The sequence below is a fragment of the Selenomonas timonae genome, assembly GCF_014250475.1.
Lineage (GTDB): Bacteria > Bacillota > Negativicutes > Selenomonadales > Selenomonadaceae > Centipeda > Centipeda timonae.
Genome location: NZ_CP060204.1, coordinates 1384486 through 1408327 on the forward strand (window position 1 = coordinate 1384486; position 23842 = coordinate 1408327).

Genomic DNA, 23842 nt, shown 5'->3' on the forward strand with positions numbered 1-23842 from the left:
CATGCCGATTCGTACTGCACATCGGGTGAATTTCTACGATACGGATGCAATGGAGGTCGTGCATCACGCGAATTACATCCGTTGGTTCGAGATCGGGCGCGTCGATTATCTGCGCCGCATTGGAATCACGCTCGGCGCGCTGATGGAGGCGGGCTATGTCTTTCCGATTACAAAGGTCGGTGCACAGTTTCACGCGCCGGGGCATTTTGATGATGATCTCGTCATCGAGACGACGGCAACGGCACTGACCAAGGCAAAGATGGCATTCTCCTACCGCATCCTGAATGCGGCGGGCACAGTACTCGTGACGGGCTTTTCGGAAAACGTGTTCACCGTGCGCGAGACGGGGCGCATTACGCGTCTGCCGAAGGAGTTCTATGAGCCGCTCGAGGCGGCGATGATCGCGGAGAAAGAGGGACGGGACATTGGATTTTGAATTGATAGAACGGTTATATTGGCTGTTCGCCCTGCTGGTTTTTTTTGAACTCGGGAAAAAGGCGTTTTTTGCCTATTTCGGAACGGAGAAGATCGTGCCGAAAAAGGAGGAGATGACACCGTTTTCCGTGGTCGAACGTACGCCTGAGAGACTCGTGATCGGTGCGACGATGCCCGTGAAGAATGAGGGGCCACAATGCGGTGTCATCATGGATGCGATGCTGCGCGTGCAGCTGCCCTATGAGCAGTACGACGGCGCACTGGTGCGCGGTAAGGTCGAGCTGGCGGGTGCGCCGCGCGAGGACGACTATTTCGAGGCGATGGTCATTCAAAAGGGCGAGCAGATCAATCTGGTGCTCAAACTTTCCATCGAGGGACGCAAGGGGAATACGCTCGAAGAGGCGATTGCCCATATGCCGGATTTCCGCATGGATTTCATCTATCAGGAGACAGGGCGCATCCCGGCACATTATTCCAAGCTGATTTTGAAAATTACGGGGGCGGAGATCGCCGCACTTGCGGGTGTTGCACTCGTGCAGGAAGGGGGCAGGAAGAATGGCTGAGCTGAATATTCTCCCCGTTCCGACACGCATTCTAACGGATGCGGACGACATCGTGGATGCCATCGAATACTACGCCGGTGCGCAGGTAACGGCGGATGATCTCGTCTGCTGTGCGGAGAGTGTAGTTGCGGTGACGCAGGGGCGTTTTGTCCGCCCCGAGGAGCTTCACATTTCCGGCATGGCAAAATTTCTGTGCCGCTTTATCCCGGACTATGGCAGTCTTGCAACGCCGCATGGGATGCAGTCACTCATGGAGGTGGAGGGGAAGTGGCGCGTTACAGCGGCGCTTTTCGCAGGCTTCCTCGGGAAACTCGTCGGCAAAAAGGGGCTGTTCTATCAGTGGGGCGGCAAGGAGGCGGCACTCATCGACGACGTGACGGGCACAATGCCGCCGTTTGACAAGGTGATTGTCTACGGCCCTGCCGAGCCGGAGCAGGTCGCCACACGCATTCGTGACCGTGTGGGGGCGTTCGGCGGGATGATCGCAGATGTGAATGACCTCAAGCGCTCTCGCGTGGTTGGCGTATCCGAAGGTGTGAACGGCGCGCTTGCGGCACAGCTGCTGCTCGACAATCCGTTCGGCAACGCCTCGCAGAAAACGCCGATCTGCATCATCAAGAACTACCGACAGTATCAGGAGAGTAATCGAACGTAAGTTCATGGCGCCCCTTCCACCATGCTGCGCATGGTTTCCCTCCCCCGTTTCGACGGGGGAGGCTTTGCATTATGGAATTCCACAAAGGAGAAAACATTCATGCCAAGAAGAGATCTGAGGCGTGCCGATCAGCTGCGCCCTGTGCGGATTGAGCGCGGCTATCAGCGTTACCCCGCAGGCTCTGCGCTCATCGAGACGGGACACACACGCGTTGTGTGCGCCGCGACCGTGGAGGAGCGTGTGCCGTTTTTTCTGAAAGGCTCAGGGACGGGATGGGTGACAGCAGAGTATTCCATGCTGCCGGGAGCAGGGACGGAGCGCACGGCACGTGAGGCGATGCGCGGGCATCAGACAGGACGCACGCAGGAGATTCAGCGACTCATCGGACGTGCTCTGCGCGCCGTTGTTGATATGAAGGCACTCGGGGAGCGCACGATTCACATTGACTGCGACGTATTGCAGGCGGATGGAGGGACGCGCACCGCATCGATTACGGGGGCGTTCGTCGCGCTCGTGGAGGCGTGTGCGACCTTCTACACGAAGCGGGGGATCTTTCCCGTGCGCGACTATGTAGCGGCGGTCAGCATCGGTGTCAATGCGGAGAACACGCCGCTGCTCGACATCTGCTATGAGGAGGATTCGACCGCGATGGTCGACATGAACCTTGTCATGACGGGCGCGGGTTCGTTTGTCGAAGTGCAGGGAACGGGAGAGGGGCGCGCATTCACCCGTGCAGAGATGAATGCCCTCCTTGATCTCGGCGAACGCGGCATACGCACGTTGATTGAGTATCAGAAAGAAGCACTCGGCGCGACGCTCTCATGGCTGCCGGGACGGGAGGGATAATATGGGAGAAAAGATCATACTGATTGCCACATCAAATGAGGGCAAGGTGCGTGAGATGGAGAAGGCATTCGAAGGCCTGCCTGTGCGTCTCGTGCCGCTCTCGCGCATCCGTGAAGTTTTGCCGGATGCGGGGGAGATCGAAGAACCGATTGAGGATGGAGCGACTTTTCTGGAAAACGCACGGATTAAGGCTCATTACTACCGGGAGCGGACGAGGCTTGCTGCGCTTGCCGATGACTCGGGACTCTCGGTGGAGGTGCTGGACGGTGCACCGGGTGTTTTCTCTGCGCGCTATGCGGGCGTGCATGGCGACGACGCGGCGAACAATGCAAAGCTGATTGCGGACATTCGGGCGAGCGGCACGGAGAATGCCGCCGCTGCCTATCACTGTGCGCTTGTACTTGTGTTTGAGGATGGGCGGGAGCTCGGTGCAGAGGGGACGTGTACGGGATTCATCCGCCCTGAGGCGCGCGGGACGGGCGGGTTTGGCTATGATCCGCATTTCTACCGTGCAGACGGACGTTCGATGGCAGAGCTCTCGCGCGAGGAGAAACATGAGATCAGTCATCGCGGTGCGGCACTCGACATGATGAAACAATTGCTGATGGAAAGAGGTGTCGTGTGAGAATCGGAATCGTCAGTGACAGTCACGGAGATGTCCGTGTGTTCAATGATATGCTTGCCGTACATGGCGCGGCGGAGGCGGAACTGTGGCTGCACGCGGGGGATTTTGCACCCGATGCGGATGATTTGGAGCTCCTTTCGGGCAGACGTGTTGTGCGTGTGCTTGGCAACTGTGACCTTTTCGTGGATGGTGTCTATGATGAAACGGTGGTTGAGGTGGCGGGACACCGCATCTTCCTAACGCACGGACATCTCTTTAACGTACGCTTTGACACAGAGCTGCTCGCCGAGGCGGCGCGTACGGCGGGCGCGGATATTGCAGTCTATGGACATACGCATGTTGCACTTGTGGAGCATGGGGACGTGACCGTGCTCAACCCCGGCAGCATTGCACGACCGCGTGATGAGCAACGCGGATCGTTCATGCTTGTGGATCTGAACGCAGGAGAGAGTCCCCATGTGAATCTCATTCGCATTTAATTGTGAAAAAATGTACGAAACCCCGCAAATTCAAGGGTCTTTCTATATAAAAAATTTTCAAAAAAATTTATCATATAAAATCCATATCTTATGATATGGATTTTATATATATAATAACAAAAACGCTATAAACAATTTATTGATTACAGCGAAATGATTCGATTAAAATATAAAACAATAAGATAGATAATAAAAGAACGATATTATTCTAATTTGTTTTCGTCTTCCCGAAATTGAATGAGATTCACTTTTTTCAAGGCTTTACGCCAAATTTGAAAGACTTGAAAGCAAGAAAAAAATATGATATAGTCTAATCAACCTGTGTATAAGTTATATTTATAGGAGGGATTATTTTGCGAGAGCTAAGCGCAAAAGCAATCACGGAGAACGTCGCCGAGATGTGCAAAGAAGCGGCGTACTATCTCCCGAATGATGTCTACGAGGGACTCAAAAAGGGGCGAGAGACGGAGGAGTCACCCGTAGGAAGAGTCGTATTGGATCAGATCATTCGCAATGCTGAGATCGCACGCGAGGAAGATCGTCCCTACTGCCAGGATACGGGCATGACCATCGTGTTTGTGGAGATCGGGCAGGATCTGCACATCACGGACGGTCTCCTCGAGGATGCGATCAACGAGGGCATCGCCAAGGGGTATACGGAGGGGTATCTGCGCAAGTCGGTCGTTGCAGAGCCGCTTTTCAACCGCAAGAACACCCAGAACAACACGCCAGGCGTCATCTATACGAAGATCGTCGCGGGCGACAAGCTGAGCATCACGATTGCGCCGAAGGGCTTTGGTTCGGAAAATAAGTCCGGCGTCAAGATGCTCGTTCCTGCGGACGGTGTCGAGGGCGTGAAGAAGGCCGTCATGGAGATCATTCAGCATGCAGGCCCGAATCCGTGCCCGCCCGAGGTGGTCGGTGTCGGCATCGGAGGAACGATGGATCAGGCGGCACTCCTCTCGAAGAAGGCACTCACGCGCTCGATCGATCAGCGCCATCCGATGCCGGAGTATGCCAAGCTCGAGGGTGAGCTCCTCGAGATGATCAACAAGACGGGCATCGGCCCCCAGCTGGGCGGCACGACAACTGCACTTGCCGTGAACGTTGAGTGGGGGGCGACGCACATTGCGGGTCTCCCCGTTGCAGTGACGATCTGCTGCCATGCACTCAGGCACGCACATCGCGTCCTGTAATCGTGTGAAACACGGTTCGTGTTTCCCCATTTCCTGTGTATTATCGTTAGGGAGGAATACTCATGGCGGAAAGTATCCGTATTACGACTCCGTTTACGGAGGAGATGTCGCGTAAGCTCAAGGCGGGCGACAGCGTTCTCATCACGGGCACGATCATCAGCGCGCGCGATGCGGCACATAAGGCAATGACGGAGGCTCTTGCAAAGGGCGAGCCGCTGCCCGTCGACTGGCACGATCAGATTGTCTACTACCTCGGACCGACGCCGGCGAAGCCGGGGGATCCGATCGGCTCGGCCGGCCCCACGACCTCCGGCCGCATGGATGCCTACACGCCGACGATGCTTGAGCAGGGCATCAAGGGCATGGTGGGCAAGGGCTCGCGCTCGACTGCGGTCGTGGAGTCAATGAAGAAGAACGGCGTCACCTACTTCGCTGCTGTCGGCGGCGCTGCGGCGCTCATTGCGAAATCCGTGAAGAAGTATGAAGTGGTGGGCTACCCCGAGCTTGGTCCCGAGGCGGTTGCAAAGCTGACGGTGGAGGATTTCCCCTGCATCGTCGTGATTGACTCCGAGGGAAACAATTTCTATGAGATGGGGCAGAAGCCCTATCGCAAACTCTAATCACACATCCTCATCAGAGTGTTCATGCCGATGGTTTGGCGCATGACAAATCATTCGGGGGCGCTGCTCCGGCCGCGAGGTCGGGCAGCGACTCCAAAGGTCTACATATTTCAGGAGGTATGAAATGTTCCACACAACCTTTTACATGCGGCGGCTGCATTCATTGGTCGGACTCGTCATTATCGGCGTGTTCCTCTTCGAGCACGTCTTTACGAACTCGACCGTACTCAACGGTGCGAAGGCGTTCAATGATGCGCTGGCCATGATGGATCTCATTCCGCGTCCCGTATTCTACGGACTTGAGATCTTTGCTATCGCCGTGCCGATTCTCTTCCATGCGATCTATGGCATCTATATTGCGGCGCAGGCGAAGAACAACCCCAGCAATTATGGCTACGTCCGCAACTGGCAGTTTGCCGTTCAGCGCTATACGGCATGGCTGCTCATCCCGTTCCTCATCTGGCACGTTGGCTATATGCGTGTCTGGGAGAAGGGCGTCATGGGAACACATATCAACTATGACCTGCTCTACACCTACTTTGTGTCCGGCGATTATGCAATCCTCCATACGGTGCTCTATACACTCGGTATGCTCGCAGCGATCTTCCATTTCTGCAACGGCATCTCGACGTTCTGCATGACGTGGGGCATCGCAAAGGGCCCGCGCGCACAGTCCGTGATCAACGCGCTGTCGATGGGTCTCTGCACGCTGATGAGTCTTGTTACGCTCGCCTTCATGGGCAGCTATTTCATGTAAGAAGCGCAGCAAAGGAGAGTAAGAATGGCTAAAGTACCAGAAAATAACATTGCGATCATCGGCGGCGGTCTGGCGGGGCTTCTCGCTGCGCTGAAGATCTGCGAGGGCGGCGGCAAGGTCGACCTCTTTTCCTACTGCCCGGTGAAGCGCTCTCACTCGCTCTGCGCACAGGGCGGCATGAACGCCTGCATGGATACAAAGGGCGAACATGACAGTGTCTATGAGCACTTTGACGATACGGTCTACGGCGGCGACTTCCTCGCCGATCAGCTCGCGGTCAAGGGCATGGTTGAGGCGGCACCGCGTCTGGTCAAGATGTTTGACCGTATGGGCGTTCCGTTCAACCGCACGCCGGAGGGTGTACTCGACCTCCGTAACTTCGGTGGCCAGAAGAATAAGCGCACGGTCTTTGCAGGCTCTACGACCGGCCAGCAGCTTCTCTACGCGCTTGATGAGCAGGTGCGCCGCTGGGAGGTCAAGGGCAAGGTCACGAAGTACGAGTTCTGGGAATACATCCGCGCAATCAAGAACAAGGACGGCATTGTACGCGGACTTGTCGCACAGAATATGAACTCGAACGAGATCAAGGCGTTCCCCGCGGATGTCGTCATCCTCGCTACGGGCGGCCCTGGACAGGTCTTTGGTCGCTGCACGGCGTCCACGATCTGCAACGGCTCGGCTGTTTCGTCTGCATACCAGCAGGGCGCGCACATCGGCAATCCGGAGTTCATCCAGATTCATCCGACGGCAATCCCGGGTTCCGATAAGAACCGCCTCATGTCGGAGGCGTGCCGCGGTGAAGGCGGGCGCGTCTGGACGTACAAGGACGGCAAGCCTTGGTACTTCCTCGAGGAGATGTACCCTGCATACGGCAACCTCGTTCCGCGTGACGTTGCCTCCCGCGCGATCTTCAAGGTATGCGTGCACATGGGGCTCGGCGTCAACAACGACCGCCGCGTCTACCTCGACCTCTCGCATATCTCTGCGGACTATCTCGAGCACAAGCTCGGCGGCATTCTCGAGATGTACTCCGAGTTCGTCGGTCAGGATCCGCGCAAGGTGCCGATGGAGATCTTCCCGTCCGTCCACTATTCGATGGGCGGCATCTGGGTCGACCGCATGCACCACACGAACATCCCCGGCCTCATGGCGGCGGGCGAGTGCGATCATCAGTACCACGGCGCGAACCGCCTTGGCGCGAACTCTCTCCTCTCGGCAAGTTACTCCGGCTATGTCGCAGGGCCTGAGTCGCTCCGCTGGGCGCGCAGCGGCGAGCTTGGCGCGGCACTCACCGAGGAAGAGCTCGAGGCAGCGCGTAAGGAATGTGTTGCAGAGTTCGACAAGATCCGCAATATGACGGGCTCTGAGAACGCGCACAAGCTCCATCAGGAGATGGGCGAGATCATGTACGACTACGTCTCCATCGAGCGCGACAACAAGGGTCTCGATATCTGCCTTGAAAAGCTCAAGGGGATCCTGAAGCGCTGGGATGACATCGGCGTCACCGACCATGGCACATGGGCAAATCAGGAAGCCATGTTCGTGCGTCAGCTGCGCAACATGATCCTCTATGCGATGGCTGTTACGAAGGCGGCGCGCTGCCGCGATGAGAGCCGCGGCGCACATGCGAAGATCCTGCTCGACGACAAGGGCGAGCGCATGACGGACGCGGACGGTGAGCTCATGTTCTACGGCCGTGACGATGAGCGCTTCATGAAGACCTCCATCGTGGACTACGATCCGAAGACCGAGGAGCCGGTTGTCAGCTACATGGAATTCGAGCATTCACTCATCAAGGCGCGTGCGCGTAACTACGCCGTTGCCAAGAAGGAGTAAGGGAGGATAGAAGTCATGGCAGAACAGAAAAAAGTTCGTTTTATCATCGAGCGTCAGGATGGACCGAACGAGAACCCCTATACGCAGGAGTTCGAAGTCGACTATCGTCCCGGTCTCAACGTCGTTGCGTCCCTCATGGAGATTCAGAAGAACCCCGTGACGGTGGATGGCAAGCGCGTTCCGCCTCCGGTCTGGGAGTGCAACTGCCTCGAGAAGGTCTGCGGCGCGTGCATGATGGTCATCAACGGCCGTGCACAGCAGGCGTGCTGCGCCCTGATCGACAACCTCACGCAGCCGATTCGCGTACAGCCGGCGCGCACGTTCCCCGTCATCCGTGACCTTCTCATCGACCGCTCGGTCATGTTCGAGAGCCTCAAGCGCATCCATGGCTGGGTCGAGGTCGACGGCACATGGGACAACAAGGATGCTCCGATTCAGAACCCGTACACGGCAGAGACCTGCTACGAGCTGTCGCACTGCATGACCTGCGGCTGCTGCCTCGAGGCATGCCCGAACGTCGGTCCGCAGTCAGACTTCATCGGACCTGCACCGACGGCACAGACACTTCTCTTCAACCTCCATCCGCTCGGAAAGTTCGATGCGCCGAAGCGCCTCAATGCGCTGATGGAGAAGGGCGGCATCACGAGCTGCGGCAACAGCCAGAACTGCGAGCGCGTCTGCCCGAAGAGTATCAAGCTTACGCAGCATCTTGCACAGCTGAACCGTGAGGTCAACAAGCAGGCACTGCGCAATATGTTCAATCACTAAACGATTTCCTGCGTGAAATCGCAACAGAGAAGGGGCAGCCCCCAAACGGGGCTGCCCCTTTCGTATGCAATTATACGAGTTTCGACAGAAAAGGGGAGACCAAACGACGGTCTCCCCAAAGTTATATATGCTGTTTTTTAGAGCTTGAAGCCTCCGACAATTCTCTGCAGATCCTGCGCAAGCTGCGCGAGTGTCTGACTGGATGCGGCGATCTCCTGCATGGATGCCGCCTGCTGCTCGGAGACAGCAGAGACGTTTTCTGCCTCGCTGTGGACGGCGTTCGAGATCTTCTGGACTGCTTTGACCGAGCTGACCATGCGCTCACTGTCCGCCTTAATGCCCTCGGTACTCTTCAGGATGGCATCCATCTTCTCGGTGAGCTCGCTCACAACGCCCGCGATGCGGTCAAACTGCTCGCCCGCCTGATTGACCTGCTTGACGCCTTCGCCGACGTGCTCCTTCTGCGATGGCGTGTGTGATGCCGTCAACCGTCTTGAAGGACTCATCGACGACCTCGTTCTGCTCGATCGTGCTGCCCGTGATCTTGACGATCGCCTCTGCCGCGCTCTGTGTACCCTGCGCCGACTGATCTGTCGAGGCAGTCAGCTGCTCGGATGCGGCAGCAAGATGCTCTGAGGTCTGCGCAGTCTTTTGAATCAGCTCGCGCAGGTTTTTGACCATTGTGAGCAGGGAGTTGTGCAGCTGTCCGATCTCATCGTCACGGTCGCGCTGAGGCGGCTGAATGGCGAGATTGCCCTTTGCAACCTCCTGCGCCGCACCTGCCATATTCTCCAGCGGCGCTGCAGTGGACTGTGCGATCTTGTAGAGCAGTGCACTGAGGACAACGAGCGAGAGCAGCAGCCCCGCAATCATTGCCCATTTGAGGTTGTCCACATCGTTGACTTGTACGCCTTCCTTTGATTCGGCACGCTGATACCATGGACGGCTCGTCGCATCGAACTGATCGAGCGGCACTACGCCCTCCTCACTGTAGAGGAAGGGACGGTTTGTATCCTTTGGAAAGCCATGTAGATCGAGTCTACATTCGGACGTGCCATGAAATCCTGTGCGACCTCGAGGAATCTCTCGTCGGTCGGGATATTCGTTGCCCATACGCGTCCAACGTCCTCGAGAATGCCCATAGGGCCTGCTACCATGCGGTTGACTTCCTCAGCGTGATACTCCGAGAGTGCGCGCATCTCGCGCTCCGTGGCCTCCTCGATCATCGTACTCGCTTCCCAGCAGGAGAATGCAGCCATCGCGATAAAAATGACAATGAGCGGGCTTCCAATCCACAGGAGCATTTTTGACTTTAATTTCATTCCTTCACCTCTTTTGAGTATGCGCCGTGAGGCGCGCCAACCGGTCACGTCCCATATGGTGGAAGCGAGGATATTTCTTTGGAGCATAATTCAACGCAAATAAAAAACTCCTCCAAAAGTCCTAAAAGGTTTTTGGAGGAGTTTTAAAATTAGAGGTTCTTTTTCATGCGACTTGCAAGGTAGTTCGCGGCGAGCGATCCTGAGATATTATGCCAAACACTGAAGAGTGCGCCGGGGATTGCAGCTGCTGCACCAAAGTGCAGGAGCGCAAGTGAGGTCGCAAGTCCCGAGTTCTGCATACCGACCTCGATGGAGACCGCCTTGACCTTTGCCATGTCCATACGCAACATCTTCGCGACGAGGAAGCCGAGCGCATAGCCGAGGAGGTTGTGGCACATGACGACAACCATGATGAGTGCGCCCGTCTCGATGATACGTCCCGCATTTGCGGAGACAACGCCGCCGACGATGAGGACGATGGCGATGACGGAGATGAGCGGCAGGATCTTGACCGCCTTCTGCACGGGGCGCTCGAAGAAATGGTTGATGAGGATGCCGAGGAAGATCGGCGCAATGACGACCTGTGCGATGGAGATCATCATCTTCTCTGCCGGGATGTCAATCCACTGACCTGCCAGCCAGAGCGTGAGGAGCGGCGTCATGATCGGCGCGAGGATGGTGGATGCCATCGTCATCGAGACGGAGAGCGCAACATCACCGCGTGCGAGATAGGTCATGACGTTGGAGGAGGTTCCACCGGGGCAGGTGCCGACGAGGATGACGCCCGCTGCAAGCTCTGGTGGGAGGGAAAAGAGATGGGCAAGCGCCCATGCGAGCAGCGGCATGATGCCGAACTGTGCGACCGTTCCGATGAGAACGTCGCGCGGACGCTGCAGGACGAGCTTGAAATCCGCAAAGCGCAGGGTCATGCCCATGCCGAACATGACGATGCCGAGCAGGATTGTGATCCACGGCACTGTCCAGATGAACGTCCACGGTTGGAAAAGTGAAATTCCTGCGATGAGAATGACAAATAATGCCATATAACGGGAGACAAAATTGCTGAGTTGTTCGAGTGCCTGCATAGATGCAAACTCCTTCCATTTATTGAGAGATGCGGATGAAATCTTCGAGCTTTCGGAGTGCCGAGCCGTCGGCGATGGTCTGTCGTGCGGCCGCAATGCCGTCCGCAATGGAGGGAGCGGCACCGCCGATGTAGATGGCCGCCCCTGCGTTCAGGAGGCAGACATCCGCGCGCGCGTCTCGGATCTCTCCGCTGAGGATGCCGCGTGTGACAGCTGCATTCTCATCCGGCTTGCCGCCGCGAAGTGCTTCCTTTGCTGCGGGCGTGATGCCGAAATCCTCGGGGTGGATCTCGTAAGAGCGTTCCCAGCCGTCTGCAATCTCGTGTATGAGGGTCGGTGCACCGATGCTGATCTCGTCCATGACGTCTGTGCCGTGGACGATGAGTGCGCGCTTCACGCCAAGACCGGGCAGTACGTTTGCGAGTGGACGCAGCAGATGTGCGCTGTAGACGCCGAGCAGCATCGCGGTCGGACGTGCGGGATTCGTGAGCGGCCCGAGGATGTTGAATACGGTGCGGATACCGAGCTCGCGGCGGATCGCACCGACGTGCTTCATCGACTGATGATAGCGCTGGGCAAAGAGAAATGCCATGCCGACCGTGTCCAGTTCTTCGCGTACCTTTGCGGGCGGCTGATCGATGTTCACGCCGAGTGCCTCAAGGCAGTCCGCTGTGCCGCTCCACGAGGAGGCCGCGCGGTTGCCGTGCTTGCAGACCTTGAGTCCGGCCGCAGCAGCGAGGAACGATGCGGTGGTGGACACATTGATGCTGCCCGAGTGGTCGCCGCCCGTGCCGACGATATCGACGACCTCCATATCGTGTTCGACGCGCTCTGCATGTTCACGCATCGCCGCTGCCGAACCCGAGATTTCGTCAATCGTCTCCATGCCGCTGCTCTTTGTGGAGAGCGCGGCGAGGTAGGCGGCGTTCTCGACCGCAGAGGTCTCGCCCGACATGATCTCGTTCATGACCGCATATGCTTCGTCGTAGGTAAGATCCTCCTTGCCTACGACCTTTTTGATCGCTTCTTTTATCATTCGATTTCCCCCCTGAAAAGAAAAAAGACAGGGCAGTATTATAGCACACATATCATGACATGACAAAAGTATATTTGTGAGGAGAGGAGGAATGTGCTATAATCTCTTAATCTTGTGTACTATACTATATAGGAGAGGCTATGTTTGAACCGCGTTTTACAACGCTGAATATGAATGAGATCCTAAAGTATCTCGGCTTTCGTGGGCAGGAGCTGACGGAGGAGATTGCGGCGCAGATTCGTCGCTGTACGGATGAGGTGCTGGCAGCGGCGACGCCCCGCCTGACGTATCGTCACGCTCCTCTTGAAGATGGGGCTGTGCTCGGCGTGACGTTTGCAGGAAATGACATCCCTCGGATGCTTGAGCCGTGTGAGGAGGTTGTGCTTTTTGGTGCGACCCTCGGCCCCGGTGTCGAGCGTCTGATGATGCGCTATGAGGTCGTGAATGCGGCGGACTCCGTCATCATGGATGCGTGTGCGAGTACGGCGATTGAGAATATCTGCAACAACTTCGAGAGTGATATGCGCCGCGTTGTGGAGGCCGAGGGGCGTTATTTGACGGATCGCTTCAGCCCCGGCTACGGTGACCTGCCAATTGCGGAGCAGCCGAAATTCTTTGCACTGCTCGATATGACACGGCGCATCGGTGTCTCGCTGACGCCAACGACGATCATGGTGCCGCGCAAATCCGTGACTGCAATCATGGGCATTGCGCGCACACCGCAGCCGCATCGTCCGCCGGACTGCGAGCACTGTCTCATGTTCCGCACCTGCCCCTTCCGCAAGGCGGGGCGCAGATGCAGGGAAGGGGCAAAAACTTAAATTTGTTTTTGGAACCGGAAAATATAGGAGAATGGGCATGAAAGACATCATTATATTGGATGGGGGCATGGGCACGCAGCTGCAGGCGCGCGAGCTTGCCCCCGGGGAGCGTCCTGAGCTTTTCGGACTCACGCATCCTGATGTGATCGAGGAGATCCATCGGAACTACATTGCGGCGGGCAGCCGTGTCATCTACAGTAATACCTTCGGCGCGAACGGTCACAAGCTCGAGGGGACGGGCAAGACGGTCGCCGAGGTCATCGGGGAGAACGTCCGCACGGCACGCCGTGCGGCGGAGAACTCGGGCGTATCGGGCGTACGGGTCGCACTTGACATCGGCCCCATCGGGGAACTGGTCGAGCCGCTCGGCACACTCTCGTTTGAGGATGCCTATGAGCTTTTCCGCGAGATGGTCGTCGCAGGCGCAGAGGCGGGCGCAGATCTCGTCATCTTCGAGACGCTGACTGACCTCTACGAGGTCAAGGCGGCGGTGCTCGCGGCGAAGGAACATACAAAGCTGCCGATCTGGGTGACGATGACGTTCGAGCAGAATGGACGCACCTTCCTCGGTGCTGCTGTCCCATCCGTTGCGGTCACGCTTGATGCGCTCGGTGTCGCTGCGCTCGGTGTGAACTGTTCGCTCGGTCCCGTGGAGCTTCTGCCGATTGTGGACGAGCTGATGGAGTGGACGGATCTGCCGATTATCGTCAAGCCAAACGCGGGACTTCCTGACCCTCGTACGGGTGCGTATGAGATGACGGCGGAGGACTTCGGTCGTGAGATGGCAGCGTTTGCACAGCGCGGTGCGCTCATCATGGGGGGCTGCTGCGGCACAACCCCCGAATTTATTCGTGCACTCACAGCGGCGGTCGCTGAGGGGGCGTCGGAGCGTCCCGCACGGAAAAAACGCAAGGGGGTTGCATCACCGGGGCGCGTCGCGGAGTACGGCAAGCTCAATGTCATTGGCGAGCGCATCAATCCGACGGGTAAGAAGCGTCTGCAACAGGCACTCCTTGAGGAGGACTACGGCTACATCAAGAAACTTGCGATCTCCCAGCAGGAGGCGGGTGCGCAGGTGCTTGACATCAATGTCGGTGCGCAGGGCGTGGATGAAGAGAAGGTCATCCCGTATGTCGTCAAAGCGGTGCAGAGCGTTGTCGACCTGCCGTTGCAGATCGACTCCGCGAATCCTCGGGTGATTGAGGCTGCTCTGCGTGTCACGAATGGGCGCGTCATCATCAACTCGGTGAGCGGCGAGCGTGAGCGCATGGATGCCATCTTCCCACTCGCGAAGCACTACGGGGCGGCAGTCCTTGGACTGGCGATGGACGAGAGCGGACTCCCAGAGACGGCGGCGCAGCGTGTTGCGATTGCCGAGCGCACTGTCGCGGAGGCAGAAAAATACGGTCTTGACCGCGAGGATATCATCATCGACTGTCTGACGCTCACGGTCTCGGCGCAGCAGACGCAGGCGATGGAGACCCTGCGTGCCGTGCGCGAGGTGCACGAGCGTCTCGGACTGCACTGTGCGCTCGGTGTCAGCAATATTTCGTTCGGTCTGCCCGCACGCGGGCACATGACGGAGAACTTCCTCATACAGGCAATGCACGTCGGACTGGATTTCCCAATCATCAATCCGAACACAAAGGGCGTTATGGATGCGGTTGTGTCCTTCCGCGCCGTCTCGGGAGAGGATGTGGACTGCGCCGCCTACATCGAGCGTTTTGCACCCGAGCAGGCAGAGATGCGCCGCCGCAAAGAGCTCGGTATTACGGGCGATGAGGTAGCGGGGGCGGTGCAGACTGCCGCAGCGGAGAGTGAAGACGCTGTCGACCCGCTGATGGATGCAATCATTCGAGGCCTTTCCGACGATGCCGAGCGCATTACGCGGAAGCTCCTGACGGAGATGGCACCGATGGACATCATACAGGAGAAGGTCATCCCTGCGCTTGATATCGTGGGCGACCGCTACGAGCAGGAAATCATCTTCCTCCCGCAGCTTATCAATGCGGCGAATGCAGCGACGGCGGGACTTGAACTCATCAAGGTGCGTCTTGCCGAGGCGGGACAGGGAGTCTCAAAGGGAAAGATCATTCTTGCGACGGTGGAGGGGGATATCCACGACATTGGCAAGAATATCGTCAAGGTCGTCCTCGAGAATTACGGCTATCAGATCATTGACCTTGGGCGTGACGTTCCTGTCACGCGTGTTGTGGAGGTTGCCATCGAAAAGAAGGTCGGGCTCATCGGCCTTTCGGCATTGATGACGACGACGGTCACGGCGATGAAAAAGACCATCGAAGCCCTGCATGAGGCGGGACATCCGTGCGAGACAGTGGTTGGCGGTGCGGTACTCACGGAGGACTATGCAAAGGAGATCGGTGCGGATCACTATGCGGGCGATGCGCGCAGCATTGTTGAGATTGCACGCCGCGTACTTGGATAACGCAGGGAGGCTGAACAGACATGAGCCAGGAGCGCATGGCAATACGGGAACATCTGAAAAAAGAGCCGCTCGTCTTTGACGGCGGAATGGGCACATACTACGCTCAAAAGACGCATACGCGCGGCAAGGGCGTGGAGCTCGCGAACATCGAAACACCCTTGGTCGTTGAGGAGATTCACACGGAGTATCTGCACGCTGGAGCACAGGCGATCAAGACGAATACATTTGCGGCGAACTGCAGCGTCTATCAGGGCGATACGGCACTCGTCGAGCGCATCCTCCGTTCGGGTTGGGAGATCGCCGCACGCGCAGCAGAGCCGTTCGACGCCTATGTATTTGCGGACATCGGCCCCGTCACGGGACTGCCGCCCGCTGACATCCTCGACGAATATCGTTTCCTCGTCGATATCTTCCTCGCGGCGGGGGCGCGGCACTTTCTATTTGAGACGAACTCTTCAACTGAGGGATTGGTCGAGACGGCGGCACATATCAAGCAGGTATGCCCCGAGGCATTCGTCCTGACCTCCTTCTCGGCATTTCCTGGCGGCTATACGCGCGACGGCTTCTTCGTCGAGGAACTGATCCGCACGGTCACGGAGAGCGGCTATATCGACGCCGTCGGCTTTAACTGCGTGAGCGGCGTTCAGTCGATGAAGGAGCTCGTCCATCTTCTCGGAACGTGCACCCTTCCACTCTCCCTTATGCCGAACGCGGGACATCCGATCGTCATCGACGGACGCACCTTCTATGAGAGCGCGCCGGACTACTTCGGTGACGGGCTTGCCGCCATCGTGCGCGACGGCGTATCCATCGTCGGCGGCTGCTGCGGCACGACGCCGGAGCACATCCGTGCGCTGTGCAGAGCGCTTGTGGACAGCGGACGTGTGTCGGAGGTGGCAGGGACACGTGCCGCGCGCACATCGCTTGCACCGTCGCGCTCCGTCTTCTTTGACGCGCTGAAGGTGGGGGAGATTCCCATCGCGGTGGAGCTTGATCCGCCCGAGACGGGCAATGCGGATAAGTTTATGGCGGGGGCGCGGGAGCTGCAGGAGGCGGGCGTTACCGCTATCACGATTGCGGACAACCCCATTGCGCGCGCGCGCATGGATGCGGCAATGCTCGCGGGGCGCGTGCAGCGCAGCCTTGGGCTCGAGCCGATTCCGCACATGACCTGCCGCGACCGCAACCTCAATGCGATCAAGTCCATCCTCCTCGGACTCAGCGCCGAGGGCGTGCACAATCTCATCGCGATTACGGGCGACCCCATCCCGACGGCGGAGCGCGACGAGGTAAAGAGCGTCTATCAGTTCAACTCGCGCAAGCTCTCCGCCTTTATCAAGAGCCTCGGCGAGCGCGGTGACGTTGTGCCGTTTCATGTATTCGGCGCACTCAACGTGAACTCGATCCATTTTCCGTCGCAGCTTGGCCTTGCGAAAAAGAAGATGGAGGCGGGTATGACGGGCTTCTTTACCCAGCCTGTCTTGAGCAGCCGGGCGAAGGAAAACCTCCGTACGGCGCGCGACACCCTGCCCGGGGCACTCATCCTCGGCGGCATCATGCCCGTCGTCAGTGAGCGCAACGCGCGCTTCATGGAGAGCGAGATCTCCGGCATTCACGTCGAGCAGCGCATCATCGACGCCTATCACGGACTAGCTCGGGAGGCGGCGGAGGAGCTTGCTGTGCAGCTTTCGCTCGAGACTGCAAAGGACATTGAGCCGTATATCGACGGCTACTACATCATCACGCCGTTTGCGCGTACGGCACTCGTTGCGCGTATCGTCAAGGAACTGCGGAGGAAATAGTAAAAAGAAGGCTGCTGCACAACATGAGCGTGCAGCAGCCTTCTTTTAATGTATCGTCCCAAGCGTCATCGGCAGCGTGTGCGCAGCCTTTGCTGCCCTCCGCAGGTCGGCGGCGGATTTCTCTGCCCAGATTGTTGCGACTTTCTTTTGAAAGGCGAGGGCGGAGGTCGGCGATTCTTTCTCCGCACGTACATATGCGCGGATGATCTCGGCGAATTCCTCGGGCATGGATGCCGTTCTCTGTGCGAGCAGGATTTTCAGATTTGTGTCGATCAGATAGAGGTGGATCGTCGAGTCGCGCAGACTCTCCTCATCTGGCAGCAGATCTTCCTTTACGAGAGAGAGGGAGAGCGGCGCGTCGCCCCAGCCGTCCTTGAAGATGCCGTCGATGCGGTAGAGGAGGAAGAGAACACCGTCCACCTCCGTCACGGCAAGCTCAATCTCGCCCGTGCGGAACGCCTCGACAGCGATGGCGTCCGTGCGCGAGAGCTGAAGTAGGAACATCATGCCGTTCTTGTCCACTTGGAACATGCCGCCGTCCGCCTGTGCGAGGACGGGCAGAGGGAACGGCTCGCCGACGGCGAAACTCACAGATGTACTCATGAAACCTCCTTACAGCATACGCAGCCCCGCCACGCCGCGAATCCCAAGACCCGGCGCGGAGGAAGCCGTAATGTCCTTTTCGTCGAATATGGCACCGCCCTCAATCGGGTCTTCGCTGCAAAGCACGGGACCGTCGAGGTCGATGCGTGTCACAATCTGCTTCGCACAGGCGAGCGCGACAGCTGCATTGACGGAGATCTTCGCCTCGAGCATGCATCCGAGCATGCACTCCACGCCGTAGACCTCCGCCGCTGCGATGATCTGCTGCGCGGGATAGAGACCGCCGCATTTCATCAGCTTGATGTTCACCATGTCGGCGGCGTGCAGCTGCATGATACGCAGGGCGTCGGCAGGGCTGAATACGGACTCGTCCGCGAGCACGGGGATGTCGCTCTCACGCGTGACATAGGCAAGTCCGTCGATGTCTGCTGCAGCAACGGGCTGCTCGACAAGCTCGATATCGAGTCCCTTCTCTGCCATCTGTGCAAGGATGCGCACCGCCTCGCGCGGCTTCCACGCCTGATTTGCGTCAATCCGGATGCGCACGTCCCTGCCAACCGCTTCGCGCACGGCGCTCAGGCGCGCCACATCGAGTGAGGGATCGACGCCGACCTTGATCTTGAGTGTGTCGTAGCCGCGCGCAATCGCATCGCGCGCATCACGCGCCATTTCCTCGGGTGCATTCACGCTGATTGTAATATCCGTGACAATGTTGTCGCGTGCGCCGCCAAGCAGCTTGTGCACAGGGATGTTCCACAGCTGGCCGTAGAGATCGTAGAGTGCCATGTCGACGGCAGCCTTTGCTGAAGTGTTGTGAATCAGCGCAGACTGCACGCCGCGGATGAGATCCTCGAACGCGTTCACGTCGCGCCCGACGAGGAGCGGCGTGAGATGCGTGCGGATTGCGTCGATGATGCCACCTGTCGTGTCGCCCGTGACGACGCCCGTCGGCGGCGCCTCGCCGTAGCCCGTTGCACCCGTATCCGTGCGGATGAGGACGATGACATCCTCCACGCTGTCCACGCGTCGGCGCGCCGTCTTGAACGGGACGCGCAGGGGGACGGAGAGCATGCCGAGTTCGATCTTTGTGATTTTCATAGGAGTCCTCCTTCTTCTGTATACAGAATTCTTTCGCAAATGAGCGCATTCTAGGAAAGAAGTCCATTGTGCCATATCATGACTTTATTATATAATCAACATTGCGATTCTTCAAGGAATTATCATGCTTTATGGTAAGGAGTGGTTTTATGATTACGGATGGATTTACCTATGTCGCCGTGCTCATCATGCTCGCGGGGGTGCTCGTGTCCCTCGAAAAGGGGACGGGGTGGGCGCTGTTCCGTTACCTGCCCGCCGTCGTGCTCGTCTACCTCATCTCCATGCTGCTCTGCACCGTCGGAACATGGGATATGGCGGCGACAAAGCCGACGTACGGCGCGCTCAAGAATTCGCTGACGTACGCAATGGTCTTCACCATGCTGCTGCGCTGCGACATTCGGAAGGTGCTGAAGCTCGGCCCCCGGATGCTGCTCGGATTCTTCTCTGCGTCCCTCACCATCATGATCGGCTTCGTCGTCGCCTTCCTCGTGATGAAGGGATTGATCGGCTCTGATTCGTGGATGGCGCTCGGCGCGCTCTGCGGTTCGTGGCTCGGCGGCTCGGGCAACATGGTCGCTGTACAGGCAGCGCTCGGCGTCTCCGAGGCGGATATGGGCTACGCACTCGTTGTCGACTCCATCGACTACTCGATCTGGGTCATGTTCCTGCTCTGGCTCATCACGCTCGCGCCGCGTTTCAACCGCTGGAACAAGGCGGATACAACGAAACTTGATGCCGTGTCGCGCAGCCTTGAAGAGGATGCAAAGCTGAACACGGGCGCGATTACCTTTCAGAGCCTGATCCTCCTCCTTGGCACGGCGCTCATTGTCTCGGCGGTCGGTGCAAATGTCGGGAAAATGCTCAACGCCGCTGTCCCGTTCTTCGACAAGGCAACGTGGACGATCCTCTTTATCACCATCCTCGGACTCATCGGCGCAGTCTCGCCGCTTGGGCGTGTTGCAGGCTCTGCGGAGATGTCGAACGTCCTGCTCTACTCCGTCATTGCCCTGCTCGCCTCGCGTGCATCCCTGCTCGAACTTGGCGATGCGCCGTACTGGATCCTGACGGGCTTCATCATCCTCGGCGTGCACTTTACGCTCATGTTCTTCCTCGCGCGCCTCTTCCATCTCGATATGTTCACAGCGTGCGTTGCCTCGCTTGCGAACATCGGCGGCACGGCATCCGCACCCGTACTTGCGGGCACGTACTCCGGCTCGCTCATCCCCGTCGGCATCCTCATGGCGCTGATGGGCTACGTTATCGGCACGCCGTTCGGCATCCTCGTCGCACATATCATGGAGATGTTCCAATAAGAACTAATAGAAGGGTATTGCACAAACCTGTCGCAGCTTTTATGCGGCAGGTTTTTCTTGATTTACAGTCGAAAATCTCTTACAATGAATTACAAAGAAAGTTCAGAGAGGTGACGGGATGATTAAAAAGGGAATTATCCTCGCGGGCGGCTCGGGCTCACGCCTTTACCCGCTGACGAAGGTTGTATCGAAGCAGCTCATGCCGATCTATGACAAGCCGATGATCTACTATCCGCTCAGTGCGTTGATGCTCGCGGGGATACGGGAGATTTTCATTATCACGACACCGAATGACAGCGCACTCTATCAGGCGCTGCTCGGCGACGGCAGCCAGCTTGGGCTGTCCATCTCGTATGCAGTGCAGCCGAGTCCCGACGGTCTCGCGCAGGCGTTTATCATTGGCGCGGATTTTGTTGCGGGCGAGGGCTGTGCGCTCGTTCTCGGCGACAATATCTTCTATGGCTCCGATTTCGCGCAGGTGCTGCAGCGTGTTGTACGCCGCGAGGACGGGGCGACCGTATTCGCCTACTACGTCTCCGATCCCGAGCGATATGGCGTTGTGTCTTTCGACGAGGATGGGCAAGCTCTCTCCCTCGAGGAGAAGCCGAAAGAGCCGCAGTCGAATTATGCCGTTACGGGGCTTTACTTCTACGACAGCGACATCGTCGAGATTGCGCGCGGGATTCGACCATCGGCGCGCGGCGAGCTTGAGATCACAGACGTGAACAAGGCGTATCTCGCGGCGGGGAAGCTTCATGTCGAGCGCCTGCGGCGCGGCTATGCGTGGCTTGACACGGGGACGCATGAGTCGCTCCTCTCGGCGGCATCCTTTGTCCAGACCATACAGGCGCGGCAGGGGCTTAAAATCTCCTGCATTGAGGAGATTGCCTACCGCATGGGTTACATCGACGCGGAGCAGGTGCTGCGCCTTGCGGAACCTCTTGCAAAGAACGAGTATGGTATCTATCTGAAACGACTGATTAAGGATGTATAGGAGAGTATATGAATGTAATTGAAACGGCTCTCGAGGGCGTGCGTATCCTCGAGCCGAAGGTCTTCGGCGATGCGCGCGGCTGGTTCATGGAGAGCTGGTCGCAGAAAAAGATGGAGGATGCGGGGATCTTCGTCGACTTCGTGCAGGACAATCACTCGTTTTCTGCGCAGAAGGGAACCCTGCGCGGACTGCACTATCAGCTGAACCCCATGGCACAGGCGAAACTGCTGCGCGTCGCGCGCGGTGCGATCTTCGACGTTGCTGTCGACATTCGTCGCGGCTCGCCGACATATGCGAAATGGGTCGGCGTTGAACTCTCGGCGGAGAACTATCGTCAGCTCTTCATCCCGCGCGGGTTTGCCCACGGCTTCATTACACTGACCGACGATGTTGAGGTGTTGTATAAGGCAGACAATCTCTATGCACCCGACTGCGACGGCAATATCCGCTGGGACGACCCCGAGATCGGCGTCGAATGGCCGCTTGCCCCTGTCGTTCTCTCGGAGAAGGATGCCGCAGCGCCGCTGCTCGCAGCGCGGACGGAGCTCAACTTTACGTATGACGCATGATGGGGATGGGATTTTATCAAAAAGATGCGGAAAATGAAAAAAGGGGGTTGACGAGCACCATCCCTCTGTGTTATATTATGACAGTCGCGCCGATGAGAGCTGCGCGGGGGTGAGAACCTCCACAAAGCTAGAAACGGCGCAGGATGTACCCTGAAAACTACACAATGCAAAACATGTTAGATTCGAATCTAACAAGCCAGATGCAACATCGTTGATGTCAGTCAACGAACACAATTCTTTTACAAGAATGACATAATGAGCCAACTCGGCTCTCACATAGACTACGGTCTTTCGCGGAGAGTTTGATCCTGGCTCAGGACGAACGCTGGCGGCGTGCTTAACACATGCAAGTCGAACGGAGCGAATGAAAGCTTGCTTTTATGAGCTTAGTGGCAAACGGGTGAGTAACACGTAGACAACCTGCCGATAGGATGGGGACAACATTCCGAAAGGAATGCTAATACCGAATGAAGCAGAGAAGGGCATCCTTTTCTGATGAAAGATGGCCTCTGAATATGCTATCACCTGTCGATGGGTCTGCGTCTGATTAGCTGGTTGGTGAGGTAACGGCTCACCAAGGCGACGATCAGTAGCCGGTCTGAGAGGATGAACGGCCACATTGGGACTGAGACACGGCCCAGACTCCTACGGGAGGCAGCAGTGGGGAATCTTCCGCAATGGGCGCAAGCCTGACGGAGCAACGCCGCGTGAGTGAAGAAGGTCTTCGGATCGTAAAGCTCTGTTGATGGGGACGAACGTACGGAGTGCGAATAGTGCTCTGTAATGACGGTACCTGTCGAGGAAGCCACGGCTAACTACGTGCCAGCAGCCGCGGTAATACGTAGGTGGCGAGCGTTGTCCGGAATCATTGGGCGTAAAGGGAGCGCAGGCGGGCATGTAAGTCTTTCTTAAAAGTGCGGGGCTCAACCCCGTGATGGGAAAGAAACTACATGTCTTGAGTACAGGAGAGGAAAGCGGAATTCCCAGTGTAGCGGTGAAATGCGTAGATATTGGGAGGAACACCAGTGGCGAAGGCGGCTTTCTGGACTGCAACTGACGCTGAGGCTCGAAAGCCAGGGGAGCGAACGGGATTAGATACCCCGGTAGTCCTGGCCGTAAACGATGGATACTAGGTGTGGGAGGTATCGACCCCTACCGTGCCGGAGTTAACGCAATAAGTATCCCGCCTGGGGAGTACGGTCGCAAGACTGAAACTCAAAGGAATTGACGGGGACCCGCACAAGCGGTGGAGTATGTGGTTTAATTCGAAGCAACGCGAAGAACCTTACCAGGCCTTGACATTGACTGAAAGAGCTAGAGATAGCTCCCTCTCTTCGGAGACAGGAAAACAGGTGGGGCATGGCTGTCGTCAGCTCGTGTCGTGAGATGTTGGGTTAAGTCCCGCAACGAGCGCAACCCCTGTTCTTTGTTGCCATCACGTAAAGGTGGGCACTCAAAGGAGACTGCCGCGGAGAACGCGGAGGAAGGCGGGGATGACGTCAAGTCATCATGCCCCTTATGGTCTGGGCTACACACGTACTACAATGGAACGGACAGAGAGCAGCGAACCCGCGAGGGCAAGCGAACCTCAAAAACCGTTTCCCAGTTCGGATTGCAGGCTGCAACTCGCCTGCATGAAGTCGGAATCGCTAGTAATCGCAGGTCAGCATACTGCGGTGAATACGTTCCCGGGTCTTGTACACACCGCCCGTCACACCACGGAAGTCGTTCACACCCGAAGCCGGCGCAGCCGTCTAAGGTGGGGAAGGTGACTGGGGTGAAGTCGTAACAAGGTAGCCGTATCGGAAGGTGCGGCTGGATCACCTCCTTTCTAAGGATTAGGATGAACCAACGGTTCACAATCTTAGGTCGGTCATTTGGCTATAGTTTTGCATTGTATAGTTTTGAGGGCGCATCGAAGAGATGAAAGTCTCTGAGGTAGTCCTTATTGTTCACTGAAAACTGCACAGAAG

General features: G+C 57.6%; 24 protein-coding genes and 1 rRNA gene. 18 read left to right on the forward strand and 7 right to left on the reverse strand.

What is annotated here, in order from left to right:
* Position 1 precedes the first annotated feature (1 nt).
* The 11 genes from H1B31_RS06555 to sdhB all read left to right on the forward strand — a co-directional run bounded on the left by H1B31_RS06555 (position 2) and on the right by sdhB (position 8780).
* Positions 2–436, forward strand: a complete 435-nt coding sequence (locus H1B31_RS06555) for an acyl-CoA thioesterase (RefSeq protein ID WP_185979750.1) — start codon at positions 2–4, stop codon at positions 434–436.
* Positions 426–998 (forward strand): hypothetical protein, encoded by a 573-nt coding sequence (locus H1B31_RS06560; RefSeq protein ID WP_185979751.1) that lies wholly within the window; start codon positions 426–428, stop codon positions 996–998. The genes H1B31_RS06555 and H1B31_RS06560 overlap by 11 nt, the downstream gene beginning before the upstream one ends.
* A complete protein-coding gene (locus H1B31_RS06565) occupies positions 991–1653 on the forward strand; it encodes a hypothetical protein (protein ID WP_009655501.1) in 663 nt (220 codons plus the stop codon). The genes H1B31_RS06560 and H1B31_RS06565 overlap by 8 nt, the downstream gene beginning before the upstream one ends.
* Positions 1654–1752: 99 nt before the next feature.
* Positions 1753–2499, forward strand: a complete 747-nt coding sequence (rph, locus tag H1B31_RS06570; RefSeq protein WP_185979752.1) for a ribonuclease PH — start codon at positions 1753–1755, stop codon at positions 2497–2499.
* 1 nt (position 2500) lies between these two features.
* Positions 2501–3124, forward strand: a complete 624-nt coding sequence (gene rdgB / locus H1B31_RS06575; RefSeq protein WP_185979753.1) for an RdgB/HAM1 family non-canonical purine NTP pyrophosphatase — start codon at positions 2501–2503, stop codon at positions 3122–3124.
* Entirely contained in the window at positions 3121–3603 is a 483-nt protein-coding gene (locus H1B31_RS06580; RefSeq protein ID WP_185979754.1) for a YfcE family phosphodiesterase, read from the forward strand. Before rdgB ends, H1B31_RS06580 begins: the two co-directional genes overlap by 4 nt.
* Positions 3604–3956: 353 nt before the next feature.
* Positions 3957–4799: a fumarate hydratase gene (locus tag H1B31_RS06585; RefSeq protein ID WP_185979755.1), complete on the forward strand. Its 843-nt coding sequence runs from the start codon at positions 3957–3959 to the stop codon at positions 4797–4799.
* A 62-nt stretch (positions 4800–4861) separates the two neighbouring features.
* On the forward strand, positions 4862–5419 hold the full coding sequence (locus H1B31_RS06590; protein ID WP_009439573.1) for a Fe-S-containing hydro-lyase: 558 nt from the start codon (positions 4862–4864) through the stop codon (positions 5417–5419).
* Positions 5420–5543: 124 nt separating this feature from the next.
* A complete protein-coding gene (locus H1B31_RS06595) occupies positions 5544–6176 on the forward strand; it encodes a succinate dehydrogenase/fumarate reductase transmembrane subunit (protein WP_009439572.1) in 633 nt (210 codons plus the stop codon).
* A 24-nt stretch (positions 6177–6200) separates the two neighbouring features.
* Positions 6201–8012, forward strand: a complete 1812-nt coding sequence (gene sdhA, locus H1B31_RS06600; protein ID WP_009655487.1) for a succinate dehydrogenase flavoprotein subunit — start codon at positions 6201–6203, stop codon at positions 8010–8012.
* Between the two features lie 15 nt (positions 8013–8027).
* Positions 8028–8780, forward strand: a complete 753-nt coding sequence (gene sdhB / locus H1B31_RS06605; protein WP_006306036.1) for a succinate dehydrogenase iron-sulfur subunit — start codon at positions 8028–8030, stop codon at positions 8778–8780.
* A gap of 137 nt (positions 8781–8917) precedes the next feature.
* Here the strand turns inward: sdhB and H1B31_RS11460 are convergent, their stop codons facing one another.
* The 5 genes from H1B31_RS11460 to trpD all read right to left on the reverse strand — a co-directional run bounded on the left by H1B31_RS11460 (position 8918) and on the right by trpD (position 12223).
* On the reverse strand, positions 8918–9268 hold the full coding sequence (locus H1B31_RS11460) for a methyl-accepting chemotaxis protein (RefSeq protein WP_226372078.1): 351 nt from the start codon (positions 9266–9268) through the stop codon (positions 8918–8920).
* Positions 9186–9755 (reverse strand): HAMP domain-containing protein, encoded by a 570-nt coding sequence (locus H1B31_RS11465; RefSeq protein ID WP_226372079.1) that lies wholly within the window; start codon positions 9753–9755, stop codon positions 9186–9188. Before H1B31_RS11465 ends, H1B31_RS11460 begins: the two co-directional genes overlap by 83 nt.
* Entirely contained in the window at positions 9755–10102 is a 348-nt protein-coding gene (locus H1B31_RS11470) for a hypothetical protein (RefSeq protein WP_226372080.1), read from the reverse strand. The genes H1B31_RS11465 and H1B31_RS11470 overlap by 1 nt, the downstream gene beginning before the upstream one ends.
* 149 nt (positions 10103–10251) lie before the next feature.
* Complete coding sequence (locus tag H1B31_RS06615; RefSeq protein WP_185979756.1) at positions 10252–11187, reverse strand: bile acid:sodium symporter family protein; 936 nt, start codon at positions 11185–11187, stop codon at positions 10252–10254.
* A gap of 19 nt (positions 11188–11206) precedes the next feature.
* A complete protein-coding gene (gene trpD, locus H1B31_RS06620; protein ID WP_185979757.1) occupies positions 11207–12223 on the reverse strand; it encodes an anthranilate phosphoribosyltransferase in 1017 nt (338 codons plus the stop codon).
* Between the two features lie 140 nt (positions 12224–12363).
* On the opposite strand from trpD, the gene H1B31_RS06625 reads away from it, so the two are divergent.
* From H1B31_RS06625 to H1B31_RS06635, 3 genes are read left to right on the forward strand one after another with little or no spacing between them, the layout of a single operon-like run.
* Positions 12364–13044 (forward strand): vitamin B12 dependent-methionine synthase activation domain-containing protein, encoded by a 681-nt coding sequence (locus tag H1B31_RS06625; RefSeq protein ID WP_185979758.1) that lies wholly within the window; start codon positions 12364–12366, stop codon positions 13042–13044.
* Positions 13045–13081: 37 nt separating this feature from the next.
* Positions 13082–15490, forward strand: coding sequence for a homocysteine S-methyltransferase family protein (locus H1B31_RS06630; protein ID WP_185979759.1), 2409 nt, complete (start codon positions 13082–13084; stop codon positions 15488–15490).
* 20 nt (positions 15491–15510) lie between these two features.
* Positions 15511–17292 (forward strand): bifunctional homocysteine S-methyltransferase/methylenetetrahydrofolate reductase, encoded by a 1782-nt coding sequence (locus H1B31_RS06635; RefSeq protein WP_185979760.1) that lies wholly within the window; start codon positions 15511–15513, stop codon positions 17290–17292.
* Positions 17293–17337: 45 nt separating this feature from the next.
* Here H1B31_RS06635 and H1B31_RS06640 read toward each other — a convergent pair whose 3' ends face one another.
* Together H1B31_RS06640 and H1B31_RS06645 are read right to left on the reverse strand one after the other, a co-directional pair.
* The gene (locus H1B31_RS06640) at positions 17338–17895 is read right to left on the reverse strand and encodes a hypothetical protein (RefSeq protein ID WP_185979761.1); all 558 of its coding nucleotides are present in this window, start codon (positions 17893–17895) and stop codon (positions 17338–17340) included.
* Between the two features lie 9 nt (positions 17896–17904).
* Positions 17905–18993 (reverse strand): dipeptide epimerase, encoded by a 1089-nt coding sequence (locus H1B31_RS06645; protein ID WP_185979762.1) that lies wholly within the window; start codon positions 18991–18993, stop codon positions 17905–17907.
* A gap of 149 nt (positions 18994–19142) precedes the next feature.
* On the opposite strand from H1B31_RS06645, the gene H1B31_RS06650 reads away from it, so the two are divergent.
* From H1B31_RS06650 to H1B31_RS06665, 4 genes are all read left to right on the forward strand, one after another.
* Positions 19143–20306, forward strand: coding sequence for a DUF819 family protein (locus tag H1B31_RS06650; RefSeq protein ID WP_185979763.1), 1164 nt, complete (start codon positions 19143–19145; stop codon positions 20304–20306).
* Positions 20307–20424: 118 nt separating this feature from the next.
* Positions 20425–21300 (forward strand): glucose-1-phosphate thymidylyltransferase RfbA, encoded by an 876-nt coding sequence (gene rfbA / locus H1B31_RS06655; protein ID WP_185979764.1) that lies wholly within the window; start codon positions 20425–20427, stop codon positions 21298–21300.
* 8 nt (positions 21301–21308) lie between these two features.
* On the forward strand, positions 21309–21869 hold the full coding sequence (gene rfbC / locus H1B31_RS06660; RefSeq protein WP_009439558.1) for a dTDP-4-dehydrorhamnose 3,5-epimerase: 561 nt from the start codon (positions 21309–21311) through the stop codon (positions 21867–21869).
* 290 nt (positions 21870–22159) lie between these two features.
* Positions 22160–23700, forward strand: a 16S ribosomal RNA gene (locus H1B31_RS06665).
* Positions 23701–23842: the final 142 nt, after the last annotated feature.

Coding starts and splice junctions, on each gene's coding strand:
- H1B31_RS06625 (WP_185979758.1), top strand. CDS start 12,364: ATGTTTGAACCGCGTTTTACAACGCTGAATATGAATGAGATCCTAAAG.
- rfbC (WP_009439558.1), top strand. CDS start 21,309: ATGAATGTAATTGAAACGGCTCTCGAGGGCGTGCGTATCCTCGAGCCG.
- H1B31_RS06565 (WP_009655501.1), top strand. CDS start 991: ATGGCTGAGCTGAATATTCTCCCCGTTCCGACACGCATTCTAACGGAT.
- H1B31_RS06630 (WP_185979759.1), top strand. CDS start 13,082: ATGAAAGACATCATTATATTGGATGGGGGCATGGGCACGCAGCTGCAG.
- sdhA (WP_009655487.1), top strand. CDS start 6,201: ATGGCTAAAGTACCAGAAAATAACATTGCGATCATCGGCGGCGGTCTG.
- rfbA (WP_185979764.1), top strand. CDS start 20,425: ATGATTAAAAAGGGAATTATCCTCGCGGGCGGCTCGGGCTCACGCCTT.
- sdhB (WP_006306036.1), top strand. CDS start 8,028: ATGGCAGAACAGAAAAAAGTTCGTTTTATCATCGAGCGTCAGGATGGA.
- H1B31_RS06615 (WP_185979756.1), bottom strand. CDS start 11,187: ATGCAGGCACTCGAACAACTCAGCAATTTTGTCTCCCGTTATATGGCA.
- rph (WP_185979752.1), top strand. CDS start 1,753: ATGCCAAGAAGAGATCTGAGGCGTGCCGATCAGCTGCGCCCTGTGCGG.
- rdgB (WP_185979753.1), top strand. CDS start 2,501: ATGGGAGAAAAGATCATACTGATTGCCACATCAAATGAGGGCAAGGTG.
- H1B31_RS06635 (WP_185979760.1), top strand. CDS start 15,511: ATGAGCCAGGAGCGCATGGCAATACGGGAACATCTGAAAAAAGAGCCG.
- trpD (WP_185979757.1), bottom strand. CDS start 12,223: ATGATAAAAGAAGCGATCAAAAAGGTCGTAGGCAAGGAGGATCTTACC.
- H1B31_RS06640 (WP_185979761.1), bottom strand. CDS start 17,895: ATGAGTACATCTGTGAGTTTCGCCGTCGGCGAGCCGTTCCCTCTGCCC.
- H1B31_RS11470 (WP_226372080.1), bottom strand. CDS start 10,102: ATGAAATTAAAGTCAAAAATGCTCCTGTGGATTGGAAGCCCGCTCATT.
- H1B31_RS06645 (WP_185979762.1), bottom strand. CDS start 18,993: ATGAAAATCACAAAGATCGAACTCGGCATGCTCTCCGTCCCCCTGCGC.
- H1B31_RS06595 (WP_009439572.1), top strand. CDS start 5,544: ATGTTCCACACAACCTTTTACATGCGGCGGCTGCATTCATTGGTCGGA.
- H1B31_RS06555 (WP_185979750.1), top strand. CDS start 2: ATGCCGATTCGTACTGCACATCGGGTGAATTTCTACGATACGGATGCA.
- H1B31_RS06650 (WP_185979763.1), top strand. CDS start 19,143: ATGATTACGGATGGATTTACCTATGTCGCCGTGCTCATCATGCTCGCG.
- H1B31_RS06590 (WP_009439573.1), top strand. CDS start 4,862: ATGGCGGAAAGTATCCGTATTACGACTCCGTTTACGGAGGAGATGTCG.